Source organism: Rhodococcus sp. NPDC047139, assembly GCF_040643435.1.
Lineage (GTDB): Bacteria > Actinomycetota > Actinomycetes > Mycobacteriales > Mycobacteriaceae > Rhodococcus.
In genome coordinates this window covers 350,270-365,881 of sequence record NZ_JBEYUH010000002.1, presented here as the reverse complement: position 1 = coordinate 365,881, position 15,612 = coordinate 350,270, and the positions used below count along the sequence as shown (strand labels likewise).

General features: G+C 66.2%; 15 protein-coding genes. 4 read left to right on the top strand and 11 right to left on the bottom strand.

The window, feature by feature from the left end:
* Positions 1–3 precede the first annotated feature (3 nt).
* Both ABZ789_RS03825 and ABZ789_RS03820 read right to left on the bottom strand, forming a co-directional pair.
* Complete coding sequence (locus ABZ789_RS03825) at positions 4–477, bottom strand: nitroreductase family deazaflavin-dependent oxidoreductase (protein WP_358419119.1); 474 nt, start codon at positions 475–477, stop codon at positions 4–6.
* Between the two features lies 1 nt (position 478).
* The gene (locus ABZ789_RS03820; protein WP_358419116.1) at positions 479–1,642 is read right to left on the bottom strand and encodes a steroid 3-ketoacyl-CoA thiolase; all 1,164 of its coding nucleotides are present in this window, start codon (positions 1,640–1,642) and stop codon (positions 479–481) included.
* Positions 1,643–1,823: 181 nt separating this feature from the next.
* Between ABZ789_RS03820 and ABZ789_RS03815 the strand changes: the two genes are divergently transcribed.
* On the top strand, positions 1,824–3,077 hold the full coding sequence (locus tag ABZ789_RS03815) for a cytochrome P450 (protein WP_358419113.1): 1,254 nt from the start codon (positions 1,824–1,826) through the stop codon (positions 3,075–3,077).
* Positions 3,078–3,284: 207 nt separating this feature from the next.
* On the opposite strand, the gene ABZ789_RS03810 is transcribed toward ABZ789_RS03815, so the two are convergent.
* Genes ABZ789_RS03810 through ABZ789_RS03785 form a run of 6 tightly spaced genes read right to left on the bottom strand, consistent with a single transcriptional unit; the run spans position 3,285 to position 8,387 of the window.
* Positions 3,285–3,857: a nucleotidyltransferase family protein gene (locus ABZ789_RS03810; RefSeq protein WP_358419110.1), complete on the bottom strand. Its 573-nt coding sequence runs from the start codon at positions 3,855–3,857 to the stop codon at positions 3,285–3,287.
* Between the two features lie 10 nt (positions 3,858–3,867).
* The gene (locus ABZ789_RS03805) at positions 3,868–4,281 is read right to left on the bottom strand and encodes a nuclear transport factor 2 family protein (protein WP_358419107.1); all 414 of its coding nucleotides are present in this window, start codon (positions 4,279–4,281) and stop codon (positions 3,868–3,870) included.
* The gene (locus ABZ789_RS03800) at positions 4,278–5,132 is read right to left on the bottom strand and encodes a TIGR03619 family F420-dependent LLM class oxidoreductase (RefSeq protein ID WP_358419229.1); all 855 of its coding nucleotides are present in this window, start codon (positions 5,130–5,132) and stop codon (positions 4,278–4,280) included. The genes ABZ789_RS03805 and ABZ789_RS03800 overlap by 4 nt, the downstream gene beginning before the upstream one ends.
* A gap of 35 nt (positions 5,133–5,167) precedes the next feature.
* Complete coding sequence (locus ABZ789_RS03795; RefSeq protein ID WP_358419104.1) at positions 5,168–6,343, bottom strand: thiolase domain-containing protein; 1,176 nt, start codon at positions 6,341–6,343, stop codon at positions 5,168–5,170.
* Positions 6,343–7,404 (bottom strand): thiolase domain-containing protein, encoded by a 1,062-nt coding sequence (locus tag ABZ789_RS03790; RefSeq protein WP_358419101.1) that lies wholly within the window; start codon positions 7,402–7,404, stop codon positions 6,343–6,345. The genes ABZ789_RS03795 and ABZ789_RS03790 overlap by 1 nt, the downstream gene beginning before the upstream one ends.
* 11 nt (positions 7,405–7,415) lie before the next feature.
* A complete protein-coding gene (locus ABZ789_RS03785) occupies positions 7,416–8,387 on the bottom strand; it encodes an OB-fold domain-containing protein (RefSeq protein WP_358419098.1) in 972 nt (323 codons plus the stop codon).
* Between the two features lie 90 nt (positions 8,388–8,477).
* Between ABZ789_RS03785 and ABZ789_RS03780 the strand changes: the two genes are divergently transcribed.
* Positions 8,478–9,515 (top strand): LLM class F420-dependent oxidoreductase, encoded by a 1,038-nt coding sequence (locus tag ABZ789_RS03780; RefSeq protein ID WP_358419095.1) that lies wholly within the window; start codon positions 8,478–8,480, stop codon positions 9,513–9,515.
* A gap of 64 nt (positions 9,516–9,579) precedes the next feature.
* On the opposite strand, the gene ABZ789_RS03775 is transcribed toward ABZ789_RS03780, so the two are convergent.
* Positions 9,580–11,109: an AMP-binding protein gene (locus ABZ789_RS03775; RefSeq protein ID WP_358419092.1), complete on the bottom strand. Its 1,530-nt coding sequence runs from the start codon at positions 11,107–11,109 to the stop codon at positions 9,580–9,582.
* A gap of 126 nt (positions 11,110–11,235) precedes the next feature.
* Positions 11,236–12,069 carry a crotonase/enoyl-CoA hydratase family protein gene (locus ABZ789_RS03770; protein ID WP_358419089.1) on the bottom strand — a complete coding sequence of 278 codons (834 nt, stop codon included), beginning with the start codon at positions 12,067–12,069 and terminating at the stop codon, positions 11,236–11,238.
* A gap of 79 nt (positions 12,070–12,148) precedes the next feature.
* Between ABZ789_RS03770 and ABZ789_RS03765 the strand changes: the two genes are divergently transcribed.
* Together ABZ789_RS03765 and ABZ789_RS03760 are read left to right on the top strand one after the other, a co-directional pair.
* Positions 12,149–13,816 carry an acyl-CoA synthetase gene (locus ABZ789_RS03765; RefSeq protein WP_358419086.1) on the top strand — a complete coding sequence of 556 codons (1,668 nt, stop codon included), beginning with the start codon at positions 12,149–12,151 and terminating at the stop codon, positions 13,814–13,816.
* Between the two features lie 8 nt (positions 13,817–13,824).
* Positions 13,825–14,937, top strand: a complete 1,113-nt coding sequence (locus ABZ789_RS03760) for a nitronate monooxygenase family protein (protein ID WP_358419083.1) — start codon at positions 13,825–13,827, stop codon at positions 14,935–14,937.
* Between the two features lie 66 nt (positions 14,938–15,003).
* On the opposite strand, the gene ABZ789_RS03755 is transcribed toward ABZ789_RS03760, so the two are convergent.
* A complete protein-coding gene (locus ABZ789_RS03755) occupies positions 15,004–15,585 on the bottom strand; it encodes a TetR/AcrR family transcriptional regulator (RefSeq protein WP_358419080.1) in 582 nt (193 codons plus the stop codon).
* Positions 15,586–15,612: the final 27 nt, after the last annotated feature.

The window sequence follows — 15,612 nt, the reverse complement described above, 5'->3', positions numbered from 1 at the left end:
CGCTCACTCGCACACGACGACGGGAATCACACGGTCGGTCCACGACTGGTAGTTGTCGAAGTCCGGGTACATCGCCGTCAGACGCGGCCAGTAGGCCGCTCGTTCCTCGTCGCTTGCGACCCGCGCCCGCATGGTCCGGATGCGCGACTTGATCTGCACCGTGACCTCCGGGTTCGCCTGGATGTTGCGGAACCACAAGGGGTGCTTGGGCAGTCCTCCCTGGGAGGCGACGAGGACCACCTTGTCGCCGTCCTCGAGGAACAGCAGCGGTGCCGTCCGCGGCTGCCCGGTCTTCCGCCCGATCGTGGTCACCAGGCACACCGGGATGCCCCACGGGAAGGCGCTTCCCACGCGCCACTTCCCGCCGATGCGACCGCCGGTCGCCCGGTACGCCGCGACGTTGCACCGCGACATCCACTTGATGATCGAGACCGTGGCCTTCGAGTCGAGGCCCTTCGGTGCCGCTTCTGTGCCCATGTCAGATGCGCTCGATGATGGTGCCCGTCGCCAGCGCGCCGCCGGCGCACATCGAGATCAGAGCGGTCGACGCGTCGCGGCGCTCGAGTTCGTGCAGGGCGGTGGTGATCAGACGCGAGCCCGTGGAGCCGACGGGGTGGCCGAGCGCGATAGCGCCACCGTTCACGTTGACCTTGTCCATGTCCGGTCCGTGCACCTGGGCCCAGGAGAGCAGCACCGATGCGAAGGCCTCGTTGACCTCGAACAGGTCGAGATCCCCGATGCTCATGCCGGCCTTCTCGAGGACCTTCGCCGTGGCCTGAACGGGACCGTCGAGGTGGAACTCGGGTTCTGCCCCCACGAGCGCCTGGGCGACGATTCGTGCCCGCGGCTTCAGTCCGAGCGCCTTCGCCCGGTCCTCGTCCATGAGGAGCACGGCCGCGGCGCCGTCCGAGATTTGCGACGAGGTGCCGGCCGTGTGGATGCCGCCCTCGAGTACCGGCTTCAGCTTGGCCAGCGACTCGGTCGACGTCTCGCGCAGACCCTGGTCGCGGGTGACGGTCGCCTTCTCGCCGGTGCGGTTGCCCCCCTTGTCGACGACGGGTGTGACGACCGGCAGCACCTCGCGGTCGAATCGGCCCTCGTCCCAGGCCTGCTTCGCGAGTTGCTGCGATCGCACTCCGAGCGCGTCGACGTCCTCGCGGGTGATACCGCGACGCCGCGCGATACGTTCGGCGGCCTCGAACTGGTTGGGCATGTCGATGTTCCAGGACTCGGGGCGACGGGGACCGGCCTGATCGCCGACGTTGGCGCCGAGGGGGACCTGGGTCATCGCCTCGATGCCGCATGCGATCCCCACGTCGATGGCGCCGGTGGCGATGAGACCCGCGATGAGGTGATTGGCCTGTTGGGCCGACCCGCACTGGGCGTCGATGGTGGTGGCGCCGACCTGCCAGGGCAGGCCCGCGTGAAGCCAGGCCGTGCGGGTGATGTTGTTGGACTGGGCGCCCGCCTGGGTGACGCAGCCACCGATGACTTGTTCGACGAGCGCGGCGTCGATGCCGGCACGTTCGACGAGTCCGGCCTGGACGGCGCCCAGGATCTCGGCAGCGTGCAGGCCCGCGAGCCATCCGCCCCGCTTGCCGATCGGGGTCCGTGCGGCCTCGACGATGACTGGTGTGCCCACTTCGGGTTCCTTTCTCCTACGTTCTTCGCAAAGTAGAACAGGTTTTCCCAGCTGGCAACAGCCGAGGGTTATCCCGACGGACGTGCAGATCCCTTGGTCGAAGGGCGCGCCTGTGTTTGAATGGTTTTAGAACGTGTTCCATATAGCGCGAGCGGTACCCGCAAGGGCAGGAGAGATATCAGTGGCGCAGCCGAACATCCCCGAAGACATCGACTTCACCGATCCCGATCTGTACGCAGACCGTATGCCGTTCGAAGAGTTTGCGGAACTGCGGAAGACGGCGCCGGTGTGGTGGAACAAGAAGTCTCCCGAAGTCGGTGGGTTCCACGACGACGGATTCTGGGTTGTCTCCCGGCACGAGGAGGTCCGCGAGGTCTCCCGCCGGAGCGACGTGTTCTCCAACTGGGAGAACACTGCGATTCCGCGGTTCAACGACGACATTCCGCGTGAAGCGATCGAACTGCAGCGTCATGTCCTGCTCAACAAGGACGCCCCCGAGCACACCAAGCTGCGCAAGCTCGTCGCCCGTGGCTTCACACCGCGCGCGATCAACGGCCTGCGCGACGAACTGGATCGCCGCGCACGGGCCATTGTCGGAGACGCGTGTCGGGCCGGCGGTGGCGACTTCGTCACGCAGATCGCTGCGGAGTTGCCGCTGCAGGCGATCGCCGACCTCATCGGTGTGCCGCAGGAGGATCGTGCCAAGATCTTCGAGTGGTCCAACCAGATGACGGGCTACGACGATCCGGAGAGCACCGCCGATCCGGCGGCAGCGTCCATGGAAGTCCTCGGATACGCCTATCAGATGGCAGCGGACCGCAAGGCGAATCCGGCCGACGACATCGTCACCACCCTCATCGAAGCCGACATCGACGGCGACGAGCTCGCTCCCGAGGAATTCGGTTTCTTCTTCATCGTGCTTGCCGTGGCCGGCAACGAGACCACCCGCAACGCCATCACCCACGGCATGGCGGCCTTCCTCGACAATCCCGAGCAGTGGGAGATCTTCAAGCGCGACCGGCCGAAGACCGCCGCCGACGAGATCATCCGCTGGGCAACCCCGGTCACCTCGTTCCAGCGCACCGCGCTCGAGGACACCGAGCTCGGCGGACAGACGATCCGCAAGGGTGAGCGCGTGGTGATGCTGTACGCCTCGGCCAACAACGACGAAGAGGTCTTCGAGAACCCCCGCGAGTTCGACATCCTTCGTGACCCGAATCCGCACCTCGCCTTCGGTGGCACCGGTGCGCACTACTGCCTCGGCGCGAACCTCGCGCGCATGGAGATCGACCTGATCTTCAACGCGATCGCCGACCACATCCCGGACATCACGAAGATCGGCGACCCGCACCGTCTCCGGTCGGGCTGGCTCAACGGCATCAAGGAATTCCAGGTCGACTACAAGACCTCGGGTGGGTGCCCGGTCCAGCACTGATCCGAGTTCTCGGGAGGTCCCCGGTCGCCGTCGGGTGGCCGGGGACCTCTTGCATTCTCCGACCGGCTCGGTCCGTGAGGTCTCGGCCCGGCATGATGATCCTGCTGGTGAGCCGGCGACGCCGTTCCGGTGCCGGGCCCAGCGCCGCGTAGTGCGCGAGGACCCGGCCGATCTCCGCCACCATCGACAGTGCCTCCCTACACGGTTTCAGTCGAGACGCTGCAGATCCTCCGGAGTATCGACGTCGCCGGCGTCGGCGAGACGGGTGCAATCGACGCGGCGCACCCGCTCACGATTGCGGGCGAGGAACGACCGCGCTCCCTCGTCGCCGGTGGCCTCATTGGCTGCGGCCACAGCATCGGCGGTGTCGAACACCACCGGATGGCCGGGGCGCTCACCGAAGATCGGAAGCGTCACCGTGCCCGGTCGGTGCGCATCGAGAACGTGACGCACCAATTCGGCTGTGATACCGGGAAAATCGACGACGGTAAGGGCGATTCTCTCGTGGTCTCGTGCCGCTTCGACTCCGCGCCGCAGGGACGTCGACATGCCCTCGGACCAACGGGGATTGCGAACAACGGTGGTGCCGGCCGGACGGACTGCTGCGACATCCTCGCCGAACGCACCGACCACCACCAGGACCTCGTCGCACCCGCCGTCGAGCAGGGCATCGACGACGGTATGCAGCAGGGGACGGCCGCGGTGGGGGAGCAGCGCTTTCGCGCGTCCACCCAACCGCGAGCCGCCCCCTGCTGCGAGAACGATTCCGGCGGTCGACATACCGCCGATGCTACGAGACCGGCCGCAGAGTCTTCATCGCGCGATCCACTTCCCAGAACGCGCGCAGCGACACTATCTTTCCGTCGGCGTCGACCCGGTAGACGAACACACCCTCCGCGTCGATGAGATTGCCCGCCATCGTGGTGCGAATCGTGCCGATGTTGACGCACTCGTCGCCGCACACCAGCACGTCGTCGACGAGGAACTCGAGCTTGTCGGTGTTCGCGATGGTCATGTCGTAGAACTTCGCGATCGCCTCGCGGCCGTGGTGCCCCTTGCCCTCGGGGTCGAAACCGGACGGGCCGACGGGATCCTCGACGCACGCGTCTTCGGCGAACAGCGCAAGCCACTCGTCCTTGCGCTTCCCGCTCGCCGCTGCCTGCGACGCCCGGGCCGCCACACGCGCCGGGTGCTCCTCGCTCATGCTGCGTCCTTTCCGTGGATGTACTTGTCGGCGAACTTCCGCAGCGATTCCTGCTTCGCTTCGAGCGGTGAATCGAATCCGTGCCCGTCGAAGATCCACGGCACCACGATGATGTCGGTGACGCCGGCATCGGCGAGTTCGGCGTAGCCCGAGCTTCCGAACCTGTCGACGCACACGGACTGGATCTCGAACGGCTCCTCGCTGCGGCCGTATTCCTCCCGCAACTCACGCAACCGCGTGATGACACCGACGAGATCGTCGAAGCCGATCATCGCCGACGTCCAGCCGTCCCCGACGCGCGCGGCACGACGAAGCGCGACATCGGTGTGCCCACCCACATAGAAGGGCACCGGTTCGGTGGGCGCGGGGCTCATCTGCAGCCGGTCGAAATCGTAGAATTCGCCGTGGTGTTCGACCATGCCGCCGCCGAGGATCAGCTTCAGCACGTCGATCATCTCGTCGACCCGCTTGCCCCGCTTCGCATAGGGGACACCGCACCATTCGAATTCTTCGGGTGCCCAGCCGATCCCGACACCCAATCCGAATCGGTTGCCCGTGAGATTGGCTACCGATCCCACCTGGCGTGCCAGCAGCACCGGATTGCGTGAACCGAGCTTGAGCACCTGCGTGTAGAAGCGGATCGTCGACGTGGTTGCCGCCATGGACGCTGCGGCGATCAGCGGATCGACCCACGGCGTGTCGGGCGTCCACATCCGCGAACCGTCGGGGGTGTACGGATAGTCGACGGTCTGCTTCTCCATGTAGAACAGCGAATCGGGCAGGGCGATCGAGGTGTAACCGCACTGCTCGGCGGTCTGCGCGATACCGCCGAGCTGGTCGAGTGGGGTCATCGCGACCCCGACGGTGAACGAGACCACGATGCCTCCTAGTTCGCAGGCCGGTCGGAGCCCACCACCCACATGGAGAAGTACTGGGATCCACCGCCGTACGCATGTCCGAGTGCCTTGCGGGCACCGTCGACCTGGTGTTCGCCGGCCTTGCCCATCACCTGCATCGCCGCCTCGGCGAACCGGATCATGCCCGATGCCCCGATCGGATTGGAGCAGAGCACGCCCCCGGACATGTTGATCGGCAACTGGCCCCCGATCGCCGTCTCGCCGGCTTCGGTGAGTTTCCACCCCGAACCTTCGGGGGTGAAGCCCAGATTCTCGAGCCACATCGGTTCGAACCACGAGAAGGGCACGTAGATCTCCGCGCAGTCGATCTCGGTGAGCGGGTCGGTGATACCGGCCTGCTTCCACAGTGCCGCCGCGGCGATGCGGCCCGCCTCGGGATTGACCTGGTCTCGGCCGGCATAGGTGGTGGGTTCGGTGCGCATCGCGGTGGCGTGGATCCAGGCCACTGGGCGTCCCGCCTGTTCGGCAGCCTTCGAGGTGTCCTCGTCGCCGAGCACGACCGCGCAGGCGCCGTCGGACGACGGGCACGTCTCGTCGTACCGGATCGGATCCCACAGCATCTGCGACGCCTGCACCTTCTCGAGGGTGATGTCGGGCTGCTTCAGATGGGCATAGGGGTTCTTCGCGCCGTTGAGGCGATCCTTGACGGCGACCATCGCCCCGATGTGCTCGGGGGCACCGGACCGGCGGATGTACGAGCGGACGTGCGGCGCGAAGTATCCACCCGCGCCGGCACCGACCGGCATGGTGAACGGCACGGGGGTGGACAGCGCCCACATCGCGTTGGATTCGGATTGCTTCTCCCAGGCCACCGCCAGCACCCGGCGATGCACACCGGCCTGGACGAGGCTGGCCGCGACGTTCGCGGTCGAACCCCCGACGGACCCGGCGGTGTGCACGCGGAGCATCGGTTTGCCCGTGGCGCCGATGGCATCGACCATCGACAGTTCGGGCATCATGACGCCCTCGAAGAGGTCGGGGGCCTTGCCGATCACGACGGCATCGATGTCGTCCCAGCCGACTTGCGCGTCCGCCATGGCGCGATCGATCGCTTCGCGGACGAGTCCCGACATCGACACGTCGTGGCGCTTGGCGACGTAGTGGGTCTGCCCGGTCCCGAGGACAGCTGCGGGTTGCTTCGCCATCAGTTGCGTCCCTCCAGAACGGCTACCAGATTCTGTTGCAGCACAGCACCACTCGTTGCATGCGCGAGCGCACGTCCGGCGGTGCCGTTCATGATCGCCTGCGCCGCGTAACCGATGCGTTCGAGTCCCCCGGAGAACATCGGATTGCCCGTCAACGGTCCGCCGGACGGATTGATCGCCGTGGACTCGTCCAGGCCGATCGCCTCGCGAAGGATGAGTTCCTGGTGCGTGAACGGCGCGTGCAGCTCGGCGACATCGAAGGCGGTGTCCCCGCCTGTGACGGCCTGCGCGGCGGCGCGCGTGGACGGCGACACCGTGAGATCGAGCGAACCGAAGTTCGGCGAGTCGGTGCGGTGCTCGATCCCGGTGATCCAGGCGGGGTTCTCGCACAGTTCGCGGGCCCGATCGCCAGTCGCGAGGACGATCGCGGCGGCACCGTCGGTGACGGGAGCGCAATCGTGCTTGCGGAGCGGATCGGCGATGTAGGGCTGGGCGAGCAATTCGTCGATATCGAAGTCCCCCGAGAGCTGGGCCTTGGGGTTGTCCTTCGCGGCGGCGCGGCTGCGCACCGCGATCTCGGCCATCTCGCGTGCGGTCCACTTACCGGATTCGAGGCCCATGCGCGCCTGCAGGCCGGCGAGCGAGACGGAGTCGACGCCCAGCGGGGTCACCAGATACGGGTCGAGTTGCAGCGAAAGGGTCCGGCGCAGGGTGCCGGCCGAGGACTTGCCGAAGCCGTACACCAGTGCCGTATCGACCTCACCGGTGATGAGCTTGACCCACGCCTCGTACAACGCCCACGCCGCGTCCATCTCGACATGCGATTCGTTGATCGGGGGGACGGCGCCGATCGCGTCGATCGCCGAGATGAAGGAGAATGCGCGTCCGGCGAGATAGTCGGACGAACCCGAGCACCAGAAACCGATGTCGGACTTGGTGATGCCGAGCTTGTCGTAGAGCTCCTGGAAGCACGGGACGAGCATCTCGACGCCGTTGGTGGTGCCGAACGTCTCGCGCACGTGCGGAGCGTGCGCGAAGCCGACGACTGCAATGTCTGTCATGTGTGCCGCTCTCAGAGGTGGTGTTTGAAGGTGTCGTACTCGGCGTCGGGTTCGCCGGTGGGACGGAAGTATTCGATGTTGCGCAGCGTGTGGTCCCACTCCTCGCGTGGACGCCACTTCGCCTCGACCCGCATGCCCATCCGGACCTCGGACGCATCGCAATCGAGGATCAGGTGCAGGAACGGGATGTCGGCACCGTCGAGCAACACATAGGCCGCCACATAGGGTGGCTTGATCTGCTGGCCCATGAACGGAACGTTCACGATGCAGAAGGTGGTGACGATGCCCTTGTCGGAGACCTCCACCGGCTCCTTGGTGGGCACGCCGTCGGTGGGGCTGGCCCCACGCGGGGGCACGTAGACCTTGCCGCCGGGACCGGTTCGGCCGCCGATGATCTTCCCTTCCTTGAGCCCTCGCAGATACCAGGACTCCTCGGGGGAGGCGGAGTGGCGGTAGTGCATGTCGACGGGGGTGGTCATCATCGTGACCGGTTCACCTTCGGCTGCCGCCACCGTGATTGTCGCCTCGCCGGGTTCGAAGGCTTCGATGTCGTGGATGTCGCCCTTGCGTTCGGCAGCCCAGCGTGCCCGCACGCGCAGGCCCGTCTCGATGTCGTCCGGGGAATCGACGTCGACGGCATGCAGAAGCGAGGTGTCGGCTCCGTCGAGGCGGATCAATGCCCACGCGAAAGGCCGGTCGAAGGGCTGTCCGGGCAGCGGTTCGGCGTTCCATGTCCAGCTCACCACGGTGCCGGTCTGTCCGACCTCGACGAAATCGGTCAGCGGGTCGTGGGTGACCGCATCGAATTCGGGGGGCGGAACGAGAATCCGTCCGTCGGACCCGCGGGCGCCGAGGATGCGGCCGTCGCGCAATCCGGTGACGAAGGCTCCCACGGTCGGCCCGGTGGATCGTGTGTAGTCGAACTTCAGATTCAGCGGTGCATTCAGCGGTGGCTCGGCAACCGCGCTCTTTCCCAGGCTCACAATTTCGAGTAGAACAGGTTCTAGTGTTGCTGGCAAGAGCGGCGCGCGAACTGCATCTCGCCGGTTTTCGACCGACAGGAAAGGCGTCCAATGAAACTGGGGCTACAACTGGGTTACTGGGGGGCGCAACCGCCGCCGAACGTACCGGAACTCGTTTCTGCGGCCGAGTCCGAAGGGTTCGATGCCGTCTTCGCCGCGGAATCGTGGGGATCGGACGCGTTCACCCCGCTGGCGTGGTGGGGTTCGTCCACGGAACGGGTGCGCCTCGGGACGTCGGTCGTCCAGATCTCCGCGCGCACCCCGACGAGTTGCGCGATGCACGCGCTGACGCTCGATCACCTGTCCGGAGGCCGGCACATCCTCGGCCTCGGAGTCTCGGGGCCGCAGGTCGTCGAAGGGTGGTACGGGCAGCCGTTCGCGAAGCCTCTCGCGCGCACGCGCGAGTACGTCGACGTGATCCGGAAGGTCCTCGCGCGTGAAGCACCGGTGACCAGCGACGGTCCGCACTATCCGCTGCCGTATACCGGCCCCGGAGCCACCGGGCTCGGGAAACCGCTCAAGCCCATCACCCATCCGCTGCGCTCGGACATCCCCATCTGGCTGGGTGCCGAAGGACCGAAGAACGTCGCGCTCACCGCCGAGATCGCCGACGGATGGCTCGCGATCTACTACAGCCCCCGGCTCGCACCGATGTACGACGAGTGGCTCGACGAAGGGTTCGCCCGCCCGGGTGCCCGTCGCACCCGCGAGGACTTCGAGATCGCGGCGACCTGTCAGGTCGTCGTCACCGACGATCGCGCGGCGACGATCGCGGCGATGAAACCCGTGACCGCCCTGTACGTCGGGGGAATGGGCGCGCCCGAACTGAACTTCCACGCCCAGGTCTACCGCAGGATGGGTTACGACGCCGTGGTCGAAGAGGTGACGGCACTGTTCCGTGCCGGTCGCAAGGACGAGGCGGCCGCGGCGATCCCGGACGAGATGGTCACCGAGACGATGATCGTCGGCAACGCCGACGAGGTCCGTGCCGGTGTGAAGCGCTGGGAAGAGGCGGGTGTGACGATGCTCCTCGTCGGGTGCCGCGACGTCGAACAGGTGCGCACGATCGCCGACGTGGTGCTTCGTTAGCCCTCGTGCCGGGTGGGGTGGAGGCGCCTGTCGGAGATCGGATGACTCCACCCCACCATCGGCATCAGGATGCGTAGGCAGCCTTCAGCTTTCCCTTCACCAGCTTGCCTGTGGGGGTGCGGGGTAGCTCGTCCACGAAGTCCACCGAGCGCGGCACCTTGAAGTGTGCGACTCGTTCGCGGACGTACGCGATCAGTTCGCCGGCGAGCTCGGCTGATCCGACGGCTCCGGACGACACCTGGACGACCGCCTTGACCTCCTCGCCCATCTCCGGGTGCGGCACGCCGATGACGGCGACGTCCTCGACGGCCGGATGCAGAGCGAGGACGTTCTCGATCTCCTGCGGATAGATGTTCACCCCACCGGAGATGATCGTGAACGACTTGCGGTCGGTGAGATACAGATAGCCCTCGTCGTCGAGATAACCCAGATCTCCCACCGTGGTCCAGTTCGGATGGTCCGGATGCTGTGCGGCCGAGGTCTTCTCGGGATCGTTGTGATAGGTGAACGGCAGGTTCTCGCTCTCGAAGTAGATGATCCCCACTTCCCCGGGCGGCAACTCCCTGCCGTCTTCGTCGCAGATGTGCGCGGGAGCGATGACACTCTTGCCCACCGAGCCGGGGTGCTCGAGCCATTCCTGGCTGTTGATGAACGTGATCCCGTTGGCTTCGGTGGCGCTGTAGTACTCGTAGACCACCGGCCCGAGCCAGTCGATCATCGCCCGCTTGACGTCGGGCGGGCACGGAGCCGCTGCGTGGACGAGTACGCGCAGGCTCGACAGGTCGTGGCGGCTGCGGGTCTCGTCGTCGAGTTTGAGCATGCGGACGAACATCGTCGGCACCATCTGGCCGGCGGTGATGTTGTACTGCTCGATGTGCCGCAGCGCCGTCTCGGCGTCGAACTTGTCGGCGAGCACGACCGTGCCGCCGAGCGCGTGGATCGCTCCACCCCAGCGCAAGGGCGCCGCGTGATAGACGGGAGCGGGGGAGTAGTAGACGTCGGAGTCGGTGATGCCGAACAGGAACTGGGCCACCGTCACGAGCGCTTCGCCCGGTTCGTCGACGCGACGTTCCGGTAGTGGTGGCTGAATTCCCTTGGGAAAACCCGTGGTTCCCGACGAGTACAGCATGATCGCACCGCACGGCTCCTCGTCGAGCCGTGGGCCGGCTGCGGCGAGTGCTTCCTCGTAGGAGTCGAAGCCGCGGACGGACCCACCGAAGGCCAGCCGCATCGAGCCGATCGTGATCTTCTCGGCGACCTCCTCGGGGAGTCCGCCGAGCGACGCCGAGGCGATCAGAGTCTTCGCGCCGCTGTCCTCCACGATGTAGGCCACCTCGCCCGCGGTGAGATGGCTGTTGACCGCGGTGATGTACAGACCGGACCGGAGCGCGGCCCAGAACACCTCGAAGGCTTCCGGCCGATTGTCGGTGAGCAGTGCGACGACGTCACCGGTCCGGAGACCTGCATCGTGCAGCACGCGGGCCAGCGCAGCCGACCGGTCGTCGAGTTCGCGGTAGGTCAGGCTCCGGTCGCTGTCGGCCAGGACGACGGCGAGTTTGTCGGGGGTGGTCCGAGCGTGCACTCCTGGATACATCGGGCTCCTCATTACCTCGGCGAACGCAGCAACTCTGTGTCGTGAGTCACACCGCGCAATGTAACAGGGCCGAGGGTGTGCGTGTGACCGCGCTCTCTCCGGTGGGAGCGCGGTCTGCAACGTCGATCAGGAGCCGGTGAACTTCGGGGTGCGCTTCTCGGCGAAGGCCCGCGGTCCCTCCTTGGCGTCGGCGCTCTTGAAGACGGCCGCTCCGAGTTCGGCGTCGATCCGGAACGCTTCCTCCTCGTGCAGGCCCTCCGAGTCGCGGATCGTCCTGAGGATGGCCTGGACGGCTACCGGTCCGTTGTTCGCGATCGTCTCGGCGATCTCGAGAGCCTTGTCGAGTGCGGTGCCGTCGGGCACGACGTAGCCGATGAGCCCGATCTCCTTGGCTTCGGCTGCCTTGATGTGACGACCCGTGAGCAGGATGTCGGCAGCGATCGTGTACGGGATCTGGCGCACGAGACGCACAGCAGATCCGCCGAGCGGGAAGAGCCCCCATTTCGCCTCGGAAACACCGAACTTCGCGCTCTCGCCGGCGACACGGATGTCGGTGCCCTGCAGGATCTCGGTGCCGCCGGCGATGGCGGCACCCTCCACCGCCGCGATGAGCGGCTTGGTCAGGCGCCGGCCCTTGAGCAGTGCCGGCAGACGTGACAGATCCCAGCCTCCGCCTTCGAATTTGTCTCCCGGAGCCGACTGGTTCATGGCTTTGAGGTCGGCTCCTGCGCAGAATGCACCACCGGCGCCGGTGAGGATTGCGACGCGGATCTCGGGATCGCTGTCGACGCGATCCCACGCCTCGTTCATGATCGCCATCATCTCGCCGGACAGTGCATTCCGCGCTTCGGGCCGGTTGAGTGTGACGATCAGGACGTGACCGCGCTGCTCGACGAGGCAGTGCGGTTCACGGGACGAGATGTCCGAATCGGCTGCGCCGGGGGCTTCGGTAGCGGACACTGGCAGGGCTCCTCGGTGTTGTGAACTGGATCATATTTGGGTCTTGTCAGGAACGGTAACACGTTCTACTTTTGTCGGCGTGGCCCTAAACATCGCAGACCTCGTCGAACACGCAATCGACCTCGTTCCCGAGCGCGTCGCGCTGGCCTCGGACGGACGTGAGGTCACCTACGCACAGTTGGAGGAACGAGCCAACCGACTTGCTCATTACCTCAGTGAACAAGGTGTCCGGCCCGGCGACAAGGTCGGCATCTACTCGCGGAACACCATCGAGGCCGTAGAGGCGATGATCGCGGTCTTCAAACTGCGCGCGATCATGATCAACGTCAACTACCGGTATGTCGAGAACGAGTTGCAGTACATTTTCGACAACTCCGACATGGTCGCCCTCGTGCACGAACGTCGATACACCGACAAGGTGGCGAATGTCCTTCCGAGCACGCCGTTGGTGAAGTCCGTGGTGGTCGTGGAGGACGGCACCGACGCCGACTTCTCTTCCTACGGCGGCGTCGACTACGAGACCGCACTCGCGCAGAGTTCGCCCGAACGCGACTTCGAAGAGCGCAGCGCGGACGACATCTACATGCTCTACACGGGCGGCACCACCGGCCACCCCAAGGGTGTCATGTGGCGCCACGAGGACGTCTGGCGCGTGCTCGGTGGTGGCATCAACTTCATGACGGGCGAGTGGGTCAAGGACGAGTGGGAGCTGGCCAAGCAAGGCGCCGAGAATCCCGGGCTGGTGCGCTATCCGATCCCGCCGATGATCCACGGTGGCGCCCAGTGGGCACTGTTCCAGTCGTTGTTCGGCGGGGGCAAGGTCATCATGCACCCCGAGTTCTCGGGCCACGAGGTATGGCGCATCATCGACGATCACAAGGTCAACGTCATCTTCATCACCGGCGACGCGATGGCCCGCCCGATGCTCGATGCCCTCGAGGAGGGTAACCCGAATACCGGTAAGCCCTACGATCTTTCGACGCTGTTCGCGATGGCGTCGAGCGCCGCGTTGTTCTCCCCGTCCATCAAGGATCGATTCCTCGACCTGCTTCCCGGCAAGGTCATCACCGATTCCATCGGTTCGTCCGAGACCGGATTCGGCGGCATCGGTATCGCCGAGAAGGGCAAGACTCGCGGCGGCGGGCCGACGGTGAAGATCGACGAGTCCACCACGGTGCTCGACGACGAGGGCAACCCGATCGAACCGGGCTCCGGCAAGGTCGGCATGGTCGCTCGTACGGGCAACATCCCGCTCGGTTACTACAAGGACGAGGCCAAGACGAAGGCGACCTTCCGGGAGTACAACGGCGTCCGCTACTCGATCCCCGGCGACTACGCCCGCGTCGAGGAGGACGGCACGGTCACCATGCTCGGCCGTGGTTCCGTCTCCATCAACAGTGGTGGCGAGAAGGTCTACCCGGAAGAGGTGGAAGGCGCGCTCAAGGAACATCCCGCAGTCTTCGATGTCCTCGTGGTCGGGGTCCCCGACGAACGCTTCGGTGAGCGGGTGTCCGCTGTCGTCGCGCTCCGCGAGGGGGAAAGCGTGACGCTCGACGAGCTGATGGCCACCGCCCGCACGAAGATCGCGGGCTACAAGGTGCCGCGTGCCGTGTGGTTCGTCGACGAGATCAAGCGCTCGCCCGCCGGGAAGCCCGACTATCGCTGGGCCAAGGACCAGACGGAACAGCGTCCGGCCGACGAGATCCACCACAACGGCGACGGCAACGGCGCCGCCGCGACGGGATAGAAGAGCACATGCAGACCAGCCTCAGCAGGAAGTTCGGCATCGAGTATCCGATCTTCGGATTCACGCCCTCCGAACATGTCGCCGCAGCGATCAGCAGGGCCGGCGGACTCGGTGTCCTCGGATGTGTGCGGTTCAACGACCCGGAGGAACTCGATGCCGTCCTGACCTGGATGGACGAGAACACCGACGGTAAACCGTACGGCGTCGACGTCGTGATGCCCGCCAAGGTGCCCACCGAGGGCACCGCCGTCGACCTCGACAAGCTGATTCCTCCCGAGCATCGCGCCTTCGTCGACCGCACGCTCGACGAGCTGGGCGTCCCGCCCTTGTCGGGGGACATCGCCGAGGCCGGCGGTGTGCTGGGCTGGCTGCATTCGGTGGCGCGCTCGCACGTCGAGGTCGCCCTCGCCCACCGGCCCGCACTGATCGCGAATGCGCTCGGTTCGCCGCCGAAGGACGTCATCGACCTCGCGCACGAGAAGGGAGTTCCGGTCGCGGCACTCGCGGGGGCGGTCGAGCACGCGAAGCGGCATGTCGAGAACGGCGTCGACATCGTGATCGCGCAGGGCTACGAGGCCGGTGGTCACACGGGCGAGATCGCATCCATGGTGTTGTGGCCCGAAATCGTCGATGCTCTCGGTGATTCGGCGGCCGTGCTCGCCGCCGGTGGCGTGGGATCGGGGCGACAGGTTGCGGCGGCGCTGGCCCTCGGGGCCTCGGGAGTGTGGATGGGTTCGTACTGGCTCACCACCTCGGAGTACAAACTCGGTGCGGCCGCGCACGGCCCGTCCTCGATCCAGCGCGCGCTGCTCGGTGCGAGTTCGGCCGATACCGTGCGGTCGCGGATCTACTCGGGCAAACCGGCGCGCCTGCTCAAGACCAAGTGGACGGAGGCTTGGTCGAAACCCGAAGCACCCGAACCGCTCCCGATGCCGCTACAGAACATCCTGGTGAACGAGGCACATCAGCGCATGTCGGCGGCGGACGATCCCGAGGCCGTCGCGATGCCGGTCGGTCAGGTGGTGGGGCGGATGAACGAGATTCGTCCCGTCGGCGAGGTCATGGCCGAACTCGTCCAGGGCTACGACGAGGCGGTCGATCGGCTGAACGAGGCTCGGTAGACGGGGGAGGCGGGTGACCGATGCCCGGGACGGAGCGATCCGTCCCGGGCATCGTCGTGTCCGCTGTCAGCGCCGGACCAGGATCTTCAGCAGTTCCTGAATCTGTTCGGCGGTTGGGGAGGGCAGGCTGTCGCGTCCGTACAGGAAACCGATTCCCGCGTAGACGAGGGTGCCGGCACGCAGTTCGGACTCACTGCGGTCGAAACCCAGTTCCAGAAAACAATTCTCGACAACAGACATGATCCGACGGTCGAGCGCCCGTACCGACTCGGCGACCTGGGGGTCGCTGCGGGCCCATTCGCGCACTGCCACCTCGGCCTCCCATGCGCGTTCGTCGACGAGCATCGCACCCATCCGGGCGAGCCGTTCGTCGACGGGTAGTTCCTCGAGGCTCGTCAAGCCGCGTGCGGCGTCGTTGTCCTGCGAGGTGTAACGGGTGGCGATGGCCTTCATCAGATCATCGATGTCGGAGAAGTGCCAGTAGAAGCTTCCCTTGGTGACTCCGAGTTCGTCGCACAGGCGCGAGATCTTCACGGCGCCGCGGCCTTCCGAGACGAGCAGGTGCAGGCCGGCGGCGGTCCAGTCGTCGAGGGAGAGCCGGGGGCGGCGACCTGGCCTGCGACCGCTCTGCGGCTGCTGGTCTGGCACGGATCGTCACCTCGTCTCGGTCGGGCC

Excerpts from the sequence above, each read along its gene's own strand:
- ABZ789_RS03825 (WP_358419119.1), bottom strand. The coding sequence starts at position 477 with ATGGGCACAGAAGCGGCACCGAAGGGCCTCGACTCGAAGGCCACGGTC.
- ABZ789_RS03810 (WP_358419110.1), bottom strand. The coding sequence starts at position 3,857 with ATGTCGACCGCCGGAATCGTTCTCGCAGCAGGGGGCGGCTCGCGGTTG.
- ABZ789_RS03805 (WP_358419107.1), bottom strand. The coding sequence starts at position 4,281 with ATGAGCGAGGAGCACCCGGCGCGTGTGGCGGCCCGGGCGTCGCAGGCA.
- ABZ789_RS03800 (WP_358419229.1), bottom strand. The coding sequence starts at position 5,132 with ATGACCCCACTCGACCAGCTCGGCGGTATCGCGCAGACCGCCGAGCAG.
- ABZ789_RS03795 (WP_358419104.1), bottom strand. The coding sequence starts at position 6,343 with ATGGCGAAGCAACCCGCAGCTGTCCTCGGGACCGGGCAGACCCACTAC.
- ABZ789_RS03790 (WP_358419101.1), bottom strand. The coding sequence starts at position 7,404 with ATGACAGACATTGCAGTCGTCGGCTTCGCGCACGCTCCGCACGTGCGC.
- ABZ789_RS03780 (WP_358419095.1), top strand. The coding sequence starts at position 8,478 with ATGAAACTGGGGCTACAACTGGGTTACTGGGGGGCGCAACCGCCGCCG.
- ABZ789_RS03775 (WP_358419092.1), bottom strand. The coding sequence starts at position 11,109 with ATGTATCCAGGAGTGCACGCTCGGACCACCCCCGACAAACTCGCCGTC.
- ABZ789_RS03760 (WP_358419083.1), top strand. The coding sequence starts at position 13,825 with ATGCAGACCAGCCTCAGCAGGAAGTTCGGCATCGAGTATCCGATCTTC.